The sequence below is a fragment of the Halobacillus halophilus genome (genome assembly GCF_020171985.1).
Lineage (GTDB): Bacteria > Bacillota > Bacilli > Bacillales > Halobacillaceae > Halobacillus > Halobacillus halophilus_A.
Genome location: NZ_JAIVAL010000003.1, coordinates 56353 through 69712 on the forward strand (window position 1 = coordinate 56353; position 13360 = coordinate 69712).

13 protein-coding genes are annotated in these 13360 nt (G+C 42.3%); 8 read left to right on the forward strand and 5 right to left on the reverse strand.

Annotation, left to right across the window (positions count from 1 at the left end; all coding sequences use genetic code 11):
* Positions 1-29 precede the first annotated feature (29 nt).
* The 3 genes from LCM11_RS07075 to LCM11_RS07085 all read left to right on the forward strand — a co-directional run bounded on the left by LCM11_RS07075 (position 30) and on the right by LCM11_RS07085 (position 2738).
* Positions 30-1082 (forward strand): DctP family TRAP transporter solute-binding subunit, encoded by a 1053-nt coding sequence (locus tag LCM11_RS07075; RefSeq protein WP_224893548.1) that lies wholly within the window; start codon positions 30-32, stop codon positions 1080-1082.
* Between the two features lie 19 nt (positions 1083-1101).
* Positions 1102-1407, forward strand: coding sequence for a DUF3870 domain-containing protein (locus LCM11_RS07080; protein WP_014644424.1), 306 nt, complete (start codon positions 1102-1104; stop codon positions 1405-1407).
* A gap of 332 nt (positions 1408-1739) precedes the next feature.
* Complete coding sequence (locus tag LCM11_RS07085) at positions 1740-2738, forward strand: hypothetical protein (RefSeq protein WP_224893549.1); 999 nt, start codon at positions 1740-1742, stop codon at positions 2736-2738.
* Between the two features lie 55 nt (positions 2739-2793).
* Here the strand turns inward: LCM11_RS07085 and lhgO are convergent, their stop codons facing one another.
* Complete coding sequence (gene lhgO / locus LCM11_RS07090) at positions 2794-3999, reverse strand: L-2-hydroxyglutarate oxidase (protein ID WP_224893550.1); 1206 nt, start codon at positions 3997-3999, stop codon at positions 2794-2796.
* A gap of 14 nt (positions 4000-4013) precedes the next feature.
* Complete coding sequence (glaH, locus tag LCM11_RS07095) at positions 4014-4949, reverse strand: glutarate dioxygenase GlaH (protein ID WP_224893551.1); 936 nt, start codon at positions 4947-4949, stop codon at positions 4014-4016.
* 382 nt (positions 4950-5331) lie between these two features.
* Here glaH and LCM11_RS07100 point away from each other — a divergent pair, with 382 nt between their 5' ends.
* The 4 genes from LCM11_RS07100 to LCM11_RS07115 all read left to right on the forward strand — a co-directional run bounded on the left by LCM11_RS07100 (position 5332) and on the right by LCM11_RS07115 (position 10979).
* Complete coding sequence (locus LCM11_RS07100) at positions 5332-6381, forward strand: CdaR family transcriptional regulator (protein WP_224893552.1); 1050 nt, start codon at positions 5332-5334, stop codon at positions 6379-6381.
* Positions 6382-6501: 120 nt separating this feature from the next.
* Entirely contained in the window at positions 6502-7629 is a 1128-nt protein-coding gene (locus LCM11_RS07105) for a glycerate kinase (RefSeq protein ID WP_224893553.1), read from the forward strand.
* Between the two features lie 18 nt (positions 7630-7647).
* A complete protein-coding gene (locus tag LCM11_RS07110) occupies positions 7648-9006 on the forward strand; it encodes a GntP family permease (protein ID WP_224893554.1) in 1359 nt (452 codons plus the stop codon).
* 281 nt (positions 9007-9287) lie between these two features.
* The gene (locus LCM11_RS07115) at positions 9288-10979 is read left to right on the forward strand and encodes a M4 family metallopeptidase (RefSeq protein WP_224893555.1); all 1692 of its coding nucleotides are present in this window, start codon (positions 9288-9290) and stop codon (positions 10977-10979) included.
* Positions 10980-11046: 67 nt separating this feature from the next.
* Here LCM11_RS07115 and LCM11_RS07120 read toward each other — a convergent pair whose 3' ends face one another.
* Positions 11047-11343 (reverse strand): hypothetical protein, encoded by a 297-nt coding sequence (locus tag LCM11_RS07120; protein ID WP_224893556.1) that lies wholly within the window; start codon positions 11341-11343, stop codon positions 11047-11049.
* Between the two features lie 308 nt (positions 11344-11651).
* Here LCM11_RS07120 and LCM11_RS07125 point away from each other — a divergent pair, with 308 nt between their 5' ends.
* Positions 11652-12572 carry a DMT family transporter gene (locus LCM11_RS07125; RefSeq protein ID WP_224893557.1) on the forward strand — a complete coding sequence of 307 codons (921 nt, stop codon included), beginning with the start codon at positions 11652-11654 and terminating at the stop codon, positions 12570-12572.
* 146 nt (positions 12573-12718) lie between these two features.
* Here the strand turns inward: LCM11_RS07125 and LCM11_RS07130 are convergent, their stop codons facing one another.
* Positions 12719-12901: a YjzC family protein gene (locus tag LCM11_RS07130; RefSeq protein WP_224893558.1), complete on the reverse strand. Its 183-nt coding sequence runs from the start codon at positions 12899-12901 to the stop codon at positions 12719-12721.
* 77 nt (positions 12902-12978) lie between these two features.
* On the reverse strand, positions 12979-13320 hold the full coding sequence (locus LCM11_RS07135) for a KGG domain-containing protein (protein WP_224893559.1): 342 nt from the start codon (positions 13318-13320) through the stop codon (positions 12979-12981).
* Positions 13321-13360: the final 40 nt, after the last annotated feature.

Here is a 13360-nt window from a genome sequence, read left to right on the forward strand (position 1 = left end):
ATTGGAAACGATTACAAGGAGTATTCGCTTTGAAAACGGTCGCAGCCATTTGTTTATTTATTTTCACAGGAATCGTGACAGCTTTTGTATTCGGATTCGATTTAAATGGATCCCAGGCTTCCTTGCAGTACGATGATGAACAGGAAGGAATTGAAGATAAAGTCGTCATTAAATTCAGTCATGTCGTTGCCGAAAACACCCCAAAAGGCAGAGCCGTCCGGCGCTTCGCCTCCCTCGTCCGTGAGCGGACAGACGGGGATATTAAAGTGGAGATTTATCCGAATGGAACCCTTTATAACGACCAAAATGAGTATGACGCCTTACTAAACGGCCATATTCAAATGATCGCACCGGCTACATCCAAGCTTACCGAGCGATTCCCTAAATGGCAGGTCCTGGATCTCCCATTTGCCTTTCCCACCTATCAAGCAGTGGAAGAAGCGTACGAGGGGACGATCGGTCAGACGCTCATGAATCAATTGGGGCCTAAGGTAAAGGGAATGACCTTTTGGTACAACGGCTATAAACAAGTAACCAGCAGCGAAGAACCGATGATCTTGCCTTCTGATTTCAACCAAACTCACGTTAGAATCATGCCTAGTCCTGTTATCGAGTCTCAGTTCCATGCCCTTGGAGCAAGTACCAGTCAGATGCCGTTCAATAAAACGTACAGTAATCTGGAAGTCGATTTTATTAATGGTCAGGAAAATACTTTATCAAACATCTACTCTAAGAATCTATACAAAGAACAAGACTACTTAACGATCAGTAATCACGGCTACCTGGGTTATGTAGTCCTTATGAATGACGAGTTTTGGAGTGAACTCTCTAACGAACATCAGGTTATAATTTCACAGGCCTTAGAAGAAACGACTGATTGGATTAAAAGGCATTCCATAGAAATTAACGATACACACCTTCGTCAGATTAAACGGGACGACTCTCTGGAGGTACATTATTTAACAAAAGAACAACGTGCCTTGTGGAAAGAGGCTGTTCAGCCTGTATATCGGGAAACAGAGCCTATCGCCGGGGAACATCTAATGGAAGAAGTTTATCGCTTACAAGAAAAATATCAATAGGAACACTGGAGGAATTAATATGAACACATTATTTGTAGCTGGTCATTCTAAACTGCCTACCGGAATGGCCGCAAACCACATATCCGAATCTTTAACGCTTACTTTGGAAGTTGATAAAAAATATGGTGTCATAGTGGACGCTTCCTGTACGCTCGCCACAGATCATGGAAGAGAATTTATCAAATCCTTATTAAAAGGCTACAGTTTAAAAGAAGGTACAGACGAACCGGTCGCGCGTCTTAAAGAAGGCTATCTCGGCAAAGCCGGGAATGCTCTCGAAGCTGCTTTGAAAGATTCATATAAACAATATCAGCTTCACCAGTAAAAGCCACCACAGGTGGCTTTTTTCTTTCCTTCTTTAAAACCAAAATGCATCCCGGAAGGCGGAGCCTGAGGAAGCTTACCATATGGGAGGTTCGACTAAGATCGCCACGTCATGTGGCAACGTCGAACGACCCTGCATCCTGCAGGGCCGGAAAGCGAAATCATCCCCTGAAGGACTTTCCTCTCAACCTAAGTATCTCGAAATCAAGTCTTCAAGTAATTGGAGCTTTTCTGTAATAAAAAAAGGATATTTACCAGAACAAAAAATAATCCATAAAGAGGAAAAATGTAGTAATCTAATAGTAAGATATAGTAAAGAGAAAGGGGATAAAGATGTATAAAGGACCCATTTGGCGCAAGATCTCAAGAGCCGCAAGCCTGATTATGAACAACCAGAAAGAAATTTATTTCATACTGGTTACCCTCGGCATTATCGGTTCAATAGCTTATGGAGCATTCTTCTATTATGAAATCTCAGCCAGTGCCTACGCAGAAAGCCCAAAAACCTTTATCGATTACCTCATCCGACCTTCCCTCCTGGCCCTTTTTGTAGTTGCTATTTTAATTATGTTTACCGTTTTCTTTGCCCGAGTCTTATCCTTATCCGCTTTGAAGAGTTTAACCGTATTTAAGTTAGGTGTAGAATTTGGGGAATGGGAAGAAAAAGAACGAGCAATCGCCAGTAACTTCCGTTTCACTTCTTCTGTCTTAAAAAACCATGAAGATACGCTCATCAAGTTAGTCAGGGAAAAGAGAACGGCCCTTCCAGATATTGTTGAGTATTTGGTGGCTGAATTTAACAAATTGATTAAAGCGACCAAGAATGACATTAAGATGGAAATTGATATCGTCTCTTACTCTCAGTTGGAGAATTTTGAACAGAATGTCTATGAAGAAATTGTCTCTGATCCCTACAGCACGACAAGGTATTACAACTCCGTTTTTGGGCCATACAACCTTTTACTCGGTGTAGTTGAAAGACCGACCGAAGAAGATACGGTTATTGTGAGAATGAGAAAAGAGAGTGCATTCGTGATGGATGAATATGACCGTGAAACACTGGAGAGTCTGCTTGCGTATGCTGTTAACTTGAAAGAAACCTTAGAACTAAGAAAAACAGCATACCTAAAAGGTGTAATGAATCCAAGCGGGGCCGAGGTTCCTGCTGGGCCCTGGGTATTGACGAATTCCAACTCACTCCCGGAGAAATTAACAAGCTCTGTTAGTAAAGATCACTCCATGCCTGAGGAACATTACGCCTCTCCTGAGTTCGATGATTATGAGAAGACGCCGATGTCCATTATGGATCTTTACCACAAAAGAAACTGCTGAATTCAATATATTTCCTATTTAAAAGAGACCAGTGGCAGGCACTGGTCTCTTCTTTTTAACTCACTTTAACTTGTTCCAACTCTGGAATCCGCTCAGCAATCTCTTTCCCAATTTCAAAAGAAGCGGTTGCCGCAGGTGAGGGGGCATTACACACATGAACAGAACGCTTACCCGTAATGATATGAAAATCATCGACGAGACGTCCATCCTTCAACATGGCCTGAGCCCGGACGCCAGCATCTGTTGGAATTACATCTTCTTCTTGAATATCCGGTACCAGGCGTTGAAGGCTCTTCACAAAACTCTCTTTATGAAAAGAGCGCACCATTTCCTTCATGCCTTCTTTCATATTGAGTCTTGCCATTTTCCAAAACCCAGGGAATGATAAAACATCCAACGCATCTTTCCAGTGAAAATCGGTCTTACGATACCCTTCACGCTTAAAGCTTAGTACAGCGTTTGGTCCTGCATGGATGCCACCGTCCATCATCTTCGTCAAATGAACGCCGAGAAAAGGGAAAGCAGGATTCGGAATCGGATAAATCAGACCTTTTACCAAATGGCTCTTCTCCTCGGTTAATTTAAAATATTCTCCTCTGAACGGGACAATCTGCAGATCCGTATGAATTCCAGCCATCCGGACAAGCCGGTCGCTGTGAAGACCTGCGCAGTTTATGAGATAGCGCGATTTCAGTGTGCGCTCGCTCGTTTCTATCGTAACCTCGCTGGTCCCCTCGTCAATTGTCTCGACGGCGGATCCAAATGAAAACTCGACACCGGCCTGCCTGAGCAATTCTGCGATTTTTACACTGACCTTCTTATAATTCACAATGCCTGTTGAAGGAACGCGGAGTCCTTCAATCCCATTGGCGTACGGTTCAATTTCCTGCAATTCCTTACGCCCAATCCTCGTTACATTTAATCCATTTTCCTGAACGCGATCGTACAGGGCTTCTAAACGAGGAATTTCCTCTTGTTCGGTTGCAACCAGCACTTTTCCGCACACTTCATGAGGAACGTCATGAGTCTCACAGAATTCTACCATTGAGTTCCTGCCTTGCATGGCCATCCGCGCTTTTAAGCTGCCAGGCTTGTAATAGACACCTGAGTGGATGACGCCACTATTTCTTCCAGTCTGATGGGCAGAAAGTTCCTGTTCCTTTTCAACAACCATAATGGATGCGCCGGGGTTCTTCTGAATGATGGCGAAGGCTGTGGACAGACCCACAATCCCCCCGCCGATAATCACATAATCATACATTCTTCCGCCTCCTACTACTGTACAAAATGTCCTCGCTGACGAAGTAATTCTCTATGCAAATCAGGATTTTTTTCAAACCCTGCCCTGCCGTGAAGCCAGAAGCGATTATTCAGCATGACTAAATCCCCTACTGGAAGTTCCAGTTCAATGACTCCTTTTGAGTTTTCCATAGACTGAGACAGTTCTTTCAGATACTGAGCCTGAGCAATCGTTTCCGGGAACACAAACTGATCTATAAAACAAATGCATGGGCGATTATTCCATTCATAGAATGGTTTCCGCTGTACATCTTCTGATACGTTTTTACTGGCCGGAGCTTTGTAGGTAAAAGGATAGGAAGCAAGTGGTTGATTGTAAAAATAATCAAACTCTTCCCATTCATCAAGGTGGAGCAATCGGGAGCTTCCACCAACTGCATTTTCTTCTTCCATCTTCATCATGAGCAGCCAGTCCGTCGGCTCATCCACATAGGTTCCATCCGTATGAAGCGTAAAGCGACGGTATGCCTGACGAAGATATGAATCACTGTCATCCGTATGCTTCACAGAGAAGCGTGCGTAGTATTTTTTTGACATGGCATCAAAGTTTGGAATGCCCGCGAGGTGCGATAAGGCCGTGGAGAATTTCACATAATCCTGAGCCTCCTCCGTGCGCCCTTGAAGTCCCACTGTAAATCCTCCGGAATTTCGGTCATGAAGAATCGTTCGGATTGTGTCTCCAAAGTCCTCATCCACTAAGTTCAGTAGTATATTTGCTGTGATAAACCGCTGGTAAGGAATATACTCCAACTGCTCATCACTAATCTCTTGAACCTCTTTCAAAAACTGGTCAATCACCTGTGCTTCAAATTCTATATGATATAACCGATTATGCTTTGGATGCGGATTTATAGAATATCCTTGTCCTGTTATTGACGGAAGACTCTCTTTCTTCATTTCTACTGCACACATGTTTATTTCCCTCCATAATAGTTGTAGTGGTACATCTTTATGGGCCCATAAAAATCAAAAAAAGCCAGTCCTCTTCCGATTAAGGAAGAAAACTGGCTTTAAACTGCGAGTTAATCTCTGGCGTTGTAGAGATTAGACAGTTTTAACAGTTACGTTATCTGCTTATTGTACTACCGTTGCAGCCGGACAATGAAAGGGGCTTCCTTTCTATGGGACTGCTTTCTAATTTCTATCCTATCGATGTTTTAATATTCTGTCAATAGAGAAAGATAAACTGGTGAGTAGCGGGGTTATCTCAGGCAAAAGAGAAAACCTGCTGCGCTTCATAACCCTCTCATCTGTTATCATTAAACTAGTAAAATTAATGTCTCAGGAGGAAACAATGGAACTTACTGATCAATTAGGCCGTGAAATCATAAACCGATTATCTAAATATATCAATGTACCCATTAATTTAATGAACCCCCAGGGAAAAATAGTCGCCAGTACTGATCCTGCCCGTGTCGGTCAAAGTCATGGCGGGGCGATAGCGGTTATCGAAACTACTGAACCACAGTTTATTACGGACGAGGAAGTGACTCATTATGCTAACGTAAAACCGGGTGCGAATCTTCCTATTTTTCACCGTGACAAGCTCGCAGGTGTAGTTGGTTTAACGGGACCTCCCGATCAGGTGACACAGGCAGCTGGAATGACACAAGGTTCTGTTGAAATTGCCTTAGAACAAATTTACATACAAAGACAGGCTTTTTATCAGGAAAGGCAATGGAACCATTGGCTCCAGCAGCTGCTGAACGAAGAGATGGATCGTGATGAACTGATAAGAGAAGCCTCCTATACGTTAAGAATAGATGTGAATCGAACATGGCAGGTAGTGGTCTTTCAAGCGGAGGAACCTTTTGAATTAGCCGAATCCCTGAAGGCTATGTTTCATCATAAAGAATATCTATTTATTCTTCCCTATCAGGATAACATGGTGATTGTAACTATCCTTTTTCCTGAAGCCTCCATCCTTTATCCGGATAATATCCACTTAAGCATCGGAGTGGGCGAGCCTGGTTTTTCAATAGATGGAATAAGACAGTCTTATAAACAAGCCTGTGAAGCCATGGAACTAAGTGATAGAAAGGGTGAACCTATATACAGTCGTGATCTGCAAATGGAGAGACTTCTGCATAATGTAGATCCACGTACTTTTCTTGAGGTGACGAAAGTTTATCAAAACCGCCTGCAGCATTTGGAACAGATTTACCACACCACCCTTACACATTTTTTCAATCAGGATATGAAAATGAACCGGACAGCTGAAGTTCTTCATATTCACCGCAATACCCTGATCTACCGTCTGGATCAATTAACAAGAAAAGTAGGGCTGGATCCCAGGCACTTTAAAGATGCAATTATATTACAAACGATACTCTTACATAATTGATTTGTGCATTTGCATAAGAATACGCTTTCATTTTTCTGAATGTTTGTGTAAATCATCAATTGTTTTCTGCCCTGAATTTCGTTTCAATAGAAACAGGCTTATGAATAGGAGGTAGCTAGTATGAAAGTAGTCTTCGCCCCTGATTCTTTTAAAGGAAGTCTGACTTCCGTACAAGTATCGGAAATAATGAAACAAGCTTTTCTCGCCGTTAATCCTGAAACAGAAACCATTCTGAAACCTATGGCTGATGGCGGAGAAGGAACGCTCGACGCTTTGTCCAAAGCCTCGGATCCTCAAAAAGTGAGCCTGACATGCACAGGTCCTCTTGGTGAAAAGGTGGAAAGCTCCTACATCGAATTTGAGGATCAGCGAGCTGTCATTGAAGGAGCTGCTATTGCGGGATTGCCCCTTGTCCCCGAGGAAAAGAGAAATCCTGATTACACCACTACTTATGGGATCGGGGAAGCAATCCTCCATGCATTGAACCGCGGACACCGGGAGCTAATGATCGCCATTGGAGGAAGTTCCACTAATGATGGAGGACTCGGGATGCTCCAAGCTCTCGGAATGAAGACGTTTAACAACCAGGGCAAGGAAACTGGAGGATTTGGAAAAGATCTTTTCCATATTAAAAGCATTGATTTTTCATCAATCGATGCCCGGTTAAAAAACACAACCATCAGGGTTGCCTCTGATGTTGATAATCCTCTTACAGGTCCTAAAGGCGCGAGCCATATCTACGGACCTCAGAAAGGTGCCTCTGAAAAACAGGTCACAGATTATGACCAGGCTTTGGCTAAATACGGAACGCTTGTAGAAAAAGCAAGTGGTAGAGCGGTTATGAATTCTCCTGGAGCCGGAGCTGCAGGCGGACTGGGCTTTGCTTTTTTATCCATTGGAGCCTCACTGGAATCGGGAGCCAGACTCATCTCAGAAGCTATTCATCTGCCGGAAGAGATCCAAGGAGCTGACCTCGTTGTAACCGGTGAAGGACAAAGTGATAAACAGACGATGTACGGAAAAGCTCCAGGTTATGTGGCAGAAGTGGCCAAGCAGTATAATAAACCTGCCCTTCTCCTATCAGGGAGTTTAGATGGAGATTACGAGGAGTTAAATCAAGTTTTTACAGGATGCTTTTCAGTCGTTCCAGGCCCTAGAGATCTAACAGAATGTATGGACCATGCGGAAGAGTACTTGTACAAAGCAACAATACAACTCGCACGTCTTGTCTCGGAATTCAAAAAATAAAAGGAGTGTACAGTTCGTATGGATGGAATCGGATTAATTCTAATTATTATTGCAGGTGTCTTATTTGTAATTGCGGCTACGGCCAAGTTCAACCTTCACCCTTTCCTCTCGCTATTAATTGCGGCTTTCGCCATTGGGATTTCGTCAGGGATGCCGCTCCCCGATGTAGTTGAAGCTGTGAATGGCGGCTTTGGCGGTTTGATGGGCGGTATAGGGTTAGTCATTGTATTCGGTACAATCATCGGAGTGATATTGGAAAAATCCGGTGCCGCGCTTCGAATGGCTGAAGTTGTACTTCGTATCGTGGGCGAAAAGCGTCCTCAGCTGGCTATGAGTGCCATTGGCAGTATCGTAAGTATCCCCGTCTTCTGTGATTCTGGATACGTTATATTATCTTCATTAAAGAAAGCGCTTGCAAATAAAACCAAGGTAACCGTTGCCTCTATGGCAATTGCCTTATCCACTGGTCTATTCGCTACACATACCCTGGTCCCGCCGACTCCCGGACCGATTGCTGCAGCCGGGAACATCGGAGCGGAAAACTATTTAGGTACCGTCATCCTGTTCGGAATTATTGTTGCCATCCCTGCCATTCTTGCTGGTTACCTTTGGGCAGTTAAAGCAGGAACAAAAATCCACATCGAATCGGATGAAGACGAATCTATGTACAATTACGATGAAGTAGTGAGCAGTTTTGGTGACATGCCTTCTGCTATAAAATCCTTCGCGCCTATCCTTGTACCGATTCTACTGATCGGATTCAGTTCCGTAATTACCTTCGCAGGCTGGACAGGAAGTATTTTCTCCTTCTTCTTATTCTTAGGATCCCCTGTTGTAGCCTTGCTTGTCGGAGTGCTGTTCGCTTTTGCCCTGCTGCCGAAATTTGATGAAGAAACTTTAACGGAATGGATTGGCGTGGGCATTAAAGAAGCCGCTCCTATTCTATTAATAACAGGCGCAGGTGGAGCGTTCGGATCCGTTATCAGCTCGACAAGTATAGCGGATTTAATTAAGGGTATAGCAGGTAACGATTTGGCTGTCGGTGCTCTATTTATCTTTATACCTTTTGTAATTGCAGCAGCCTTAAAGAGTGCGCAGGGCTCCTCTACAGCAGCTATCGTAATCACCTCTACTTTAATTGCTCCATTACTCACTCAACTGGGTATTGAAGGGGCTGTACCGCTTGCTCTTGTAGTCATGTCCGTGGGAGCGGGGGCGATGGTCGTATCTCACGTCAACGATAGTTATTTCTGGGTTGTTAAAGAATTTAGTGGAATGTCGATAACACAGGCTTATAAAGCTCAGACGATGGGTACGCTTATTCAGGGCGGCACTGCAATTGTAGTTACTTCTATCCTCTGGTTTTTACTAGTATAAATTAAAAGTAAGCTGACTGATCAGTCAGCTTACTTTTTTTAATAGAATTAATTTGCACCTCGAAAATGCTAAATATAATAGAATTCATATGGTTTAATAGCATGATTACTTACCATTAATTTTCTACAAATTCGTACTATAATTGTCAACGTACTTTCCACTATAATAGTCTTTTTATACCACAATCTATTATTTTCAGAAAATAAAGATAGTTAAAAATACTCTGTATATTATTACCTCCATTTCCTATAATTGGTTATATTACGCCTAGGAGGTATTTTATGAAGAAAAAACACGTGATACCAGTAGCTGTGCTATCCTCTGCTTTATTGATGGGGACCGTTTCACCAGCGCAAACACTCGCTGTAAGTCCAAATGCCAATACAGAGGTTGTCCAGAAGAAAGTACATAGTGAAGGTAAAGGAAAGCCTTTCTTCGTCAAACAGATGCAGTCAGAAAAACAAAAATCAGCAGATGGAAAAAATGCGAAAGAATTTTTAAATAAAAATAAAGCGAAGTTCAAAATGGATAAACCTGAAGAGAGTCTGGAATCCACTAAAGTCACAAAAGATGAGCTCGGTATGACTCACGTCAAACTTCAGCAGAAGAAAAACAATATTCCTGTCGAAGGGAACGAGGTTACCGTGCATTACAGCAGTGATAATCGCGTTCAATCGGTTAGTGGACAATTCAACGAAGCGATCGAAAAAGAAGGGCTTCCTTCCAAAGCTTCCCTATCAGCCTCAGAAAGTATAAAACTCGCTAAAAAAGCCGTTGAGGCTCCGGACCAGCTGGTAGAATCACCCGATTCAGAGCTCGTTTATTACTCGTTTCAAGGTGAAAATCATTTAGCTTACAAAGTAAATGTGAATTTCCTCGGTGACAGTCCAGGGAACTGGTCTGTTTATGTCGATGCGAATTCCGGTGAAGTGATCGATCAATACAACAAAATTATGCACGCACAGGATTATAAATCCTCCAAAGGATCTGGAATTGGCGTGTTAGGGGATCAGCTTCAGCTTCACATCACACATAAAAACGATAAATCCGTTCGACCGGGAACAAACTTTTACCTGTTTGATAATTCCCATGAGGATCTTGAAGGGATTTACACCTATGATATGAAAAATCAATGGGGAGAGAGTGATCTCCAATTCCCTGGAGTTCTATTCAGCTCACCAAATGCATCATTTAAAGATTCTTATGATCGTCCTGCTGTGGATGCACACTATAATTCTGAAGAAGTTTACGACTATTACCTGGAAGAACATGATCGTAACTCTATTGATGGAGAAGGTATGGCTATCAAATCTTCGGTTCATTTTGGAGAGGATTATAACAATGCCTTCTGGAACGGGGAGCAGATGACCTACGGAGACGGCGATGGCGAATTCTTTGTACCTCTATCCGCCGGTCTGGACGTAGCTGCGCACGAAATGACCCACGGGGTTACCACTTACTCCGCTGGCTTGAAATATCGCTTCCAATCCGGAGCACTTAATGAAGCCTTCTCGGATATCTTCGGAGCTCTTGTAGATGAAGAGGACTGGGAAATCGGGGAAGACATTATGGCAGAAGATGCTAGAGAATCAGGCCGCACCTCCCTTCGCAGTCTGAGCAACCCTAGTAAGTATGCGGTGGGTTCCAAATATACGGAATATGGCGATGGAAACGGGAAGTATCCATCCCACATGGACGAGTACTATGATCTTCCAAAAGATTTGGATAATGGCGGTGTTCATATTAACTCTTCCATTATCAACCACGCAGCCTATCTCACAGGAGAACAGATTGGCAAGGATAAACTAGGGCAAATCTATTACCGTGCACTGACGGTTTATTTGACTCCAGACTCTGACTTCAGTCATGCGAGAGAATCCTTGATTCAATCTGCTGTTGATCTGTACGGCGAAAACAGTGCAGAAGCTCAGGCCACCGAAGATGGGTTGAATCAGGTAGGAATTACCGAATAGAAATGGAATGAAAAATGAAGAAAGGCAGAGGTTTATAGAACCTCTGCCTTCTTTTTGTGCATCAAGCTTATGAAGTTGTCACCTTACGTTTCTCTCGAATTACAGCATTGATCGCTTTACGATTTCTCCAGACAAACTTCCCTGCTTCTTCCCGCTTCAGCACAAGCTCGCCTTCGTCGCAATAATCGATACCCCGGCCGTGCGCCGTAATCAGACCATCACGATAAACCATCAGTGTCCAGTCTCCGCTCCGTTCCTTGTCCGAAAACACTAGATAGTGCTTGGCACCCTTCTCATCATACTGCGCGAAATCACAAAAAGACGACAACAACTCTTCAATATCCCGTTTAGTTTTAATAGTCATCTTACTCCATCCCTTATTTTTCGTTTCTTCTATTATATCATATGACATTTTCATTTCACTTCTATCTACAAAACACTTTAATAAGCTACAGAATTAGACGAAAATTATCTAAGGTCATAATCCCGTAGTTTAAAAGTATTCCCCTGTCTGCACCTTCTACATTTACTTTAATCATATAGCTTAAAACACCTAATCTATTAAGATGAATTCAGCATAAAGGGCCAGTATAAAAGTTTAACGTTTATGATCTATAATTACCGGATAATGTTTATTATTATATCAATATATTGAATGTACAGGAGGGTAAAATGAAACAGCAAGTTCTGGGATCAATCTGTCTGGCTTTAGCCGCTAGTATATGGGGCGGGATGTTTGTAGCCAGCAAATATGTGTTGGAATTCATCCCTCCATTTACATTGATGTGTATCCGGTATTCGATTGGCTCTCTCTTACTTTTTTCTATTATGAAAGTAAGGAAAAAAACTTCTGCTTCCAAAACAAAAAGGGATTGGATGTTGCTGATTTGGATTGGTTTCATTGGCTATTTAGTCACGATATCATTCCAATTCATAGGTGTGGAACTATCTAATGCTCATACCGGGGCGTTAATCACAGCTACCACCCCCGTATTCATTGTAGTTTTTGCCAGAATTATTTTAAAAGAAGAAATTACTTATCGGAAGGCAGCCTCTCTTGTCCTCGCCTCAGTTGGAGTGTTTACTGTAATTGAATGGAACACTCAAATGAATAGTTACCTCCTAGGCAGCTTTATTCTTTTCATGGCAGCGGTCTGTTGGGCTTTACTATCTATTTATGTAAAGAAAGCGTCTTCTAAATTTACATCTTTGGAGATCACAGCGAATGGCATCCTTATAGGATTGATGATGACCATACCTTTTATGATAGGAGAGCTTCAATATAACTCTTTCTCTATTCCTAATTTGAACGTTATTTTCGGTATAATCTATTTGGGAATCGTATCAACGGCTGGAGGTTTTTATTTCTGGAACAAAGGAATGGAACTGATGGAAGCCGGCGTCGGATCTTTATTTTATTTTTTTCAGCCTCTTACCGGCGCTTTATTAGGCTGGCTATTATTGGATGAATCTTTGTCGGCGCAATTCTTTATAGGCTTCTTTCTAATTATGTGCGGGATTTTTATTGTTACCTGGAAGCCTAAACGAAAGCGTACCCTGACTTCTTCTCAATATATGAACAAAGTGAGATAGTGAAATGGAAAGATATAAGAAAGAGAGTCCTCTATTAATCTGTTAGATAATGGAGGACTCTCTTTTGAAATCAAATAAGATGTATATAGATAACGAAATACAAAAAATCCCCCCACCTCTAGAGGCAGGGGATTTACATAAATCTATTAGGATGACTTCACCCAATAAGCTGCTTCATTTTCAGATGGAGAAGGCGGGAACTGATCGCCTTCATTCAAGCTAATTTCAGTATTGTCACTGGATTTATTGTTTCCATTTACAAGTTTGTCTACTTTATAGTTACCGGATTCTGGTGCTTTTTCACCTGTTTTATACTGTTTGTTTGCCATGATAATATCCCTCCGTTATAATAATAATTCAAAATTAAATAAAGTTCCCAGCTTTATTTGATCAGTGGCTGCAGCTCTTAGTTATTCCTAGAACCATTACCTGAGCTGCGGCCGCCTTTTTGTCCGATTTCTTCATAAAATTCCTGATCATGTTCTTCAGCGGTTGTTTCTCCGCCTTTCTTACCTATTTCTTCAAAGTGTTCCTGATTATACTCTTCGCTGGTGGTCTCTCCGCCTTTTTGACCGATATCTTCAAAGTGCTTTTGGCTGTACTCCTGGCTTGTTTTTTCGCCGCCTTTTTGACCAATATTCTCAAAATGCTCTTGATCATATTTACGGCTTGTCTTCTCTCCGCCCTTACGACCAGCTTTTTCTCGACTCATCGTTTGGTTTTGATTTTGATTATGGTTCTTAGCCATTTAGTTTCGCCTCCTTTGAATAAGATATAAATCCTTACCA

Excerpts from the sequence above, each read along its gene's own strand:
- LCM11_RS07100 (WP_224893552.1), top strand. The coding sequence starts at position 5,332 with ATGGAACTTACTGATCAATTAGGCCGTGAAATCATAAACCGATTATCT.
- LCM11_RS07130 (WP_224893558.1), bottom strand. The coding sequence starts at position 12,901 with ATGGCAAACAAACAGTATAAAACAGGTGAAAAAGCACCAGAATCCGGT.
- LCM11_RS07120 (WP_224893556.1), bottom strand. The coding sequence starts at position 11,343 with ATGACTATTAAAACTAAACGGGATATTGAAGAGTTGTTGTCGTCTTTT.
- LCM11_RS07110 (WP_224893554.1), top strand. The coding sequence starts at position 7,648 with ATGGATGGAATCGGATTAATTCTAATTATTATTGCAGGTGTCTTATTT.
- LCM11_RS07135 (WP_224893559.1), bottom strand. The coding sequence starts at position 13,320 with ATGGCTAAGAACCATAATCAAAATCAAAACCAAACGATGAGTCGAGAA.
- LCM11_RS07115 (WP_224893555.1), top strand. The coding sequence starts at position 9,288 with ATGAAGAAAAAACACGTGATACCAGTAGCTGTGCTATCCTCTGCTTTA.
- lhgO (WP_224893550.1), bottom strand. The coding sequence starts at position 3,999 with ATGTATGATTATGTGATTATCGGCGGGGGGATTGTGGGTCTGTCCACA.
- glaH (WP_224893551.1), bottom strand. The coding sequence starts at position 4,949 with ATGTGTGCAGTAGAAATGAAGAAAGAGAGTCTTCCGTCAATAACAGGA.
- LCM11_RS07105 (WP_224893553.1), top strand. The coding sequence starts at position 6,502 with ATGAAAGTAGTCTTCGCCCCTGATTCTTTTAAAGGAAGTCTGACTTCC.
- LCM11_RS07085 (WP_224893549.1), top strand. The coding sequence starts at position 1,740 with ATGTATAAAGGACCCATTTGGCGCAAGATCTCAAGAGCCGCAAGCCTG.
- LCM11_RS07080 (WP_014644424.1), top strand. The coding sequence starts at position 1,102 with ATGAACACATTATTTGTAGCTGGTCATTCTAAACTGCCTACCGGAATG.
- LCM11_RS07125 (WP_224893557.1), top strand. The coding sequence starts at position 11,652 with ATGAAACAGCAAGTTCTGGGATCAATCTGTCTGGCTTTAGCCGCTAGT.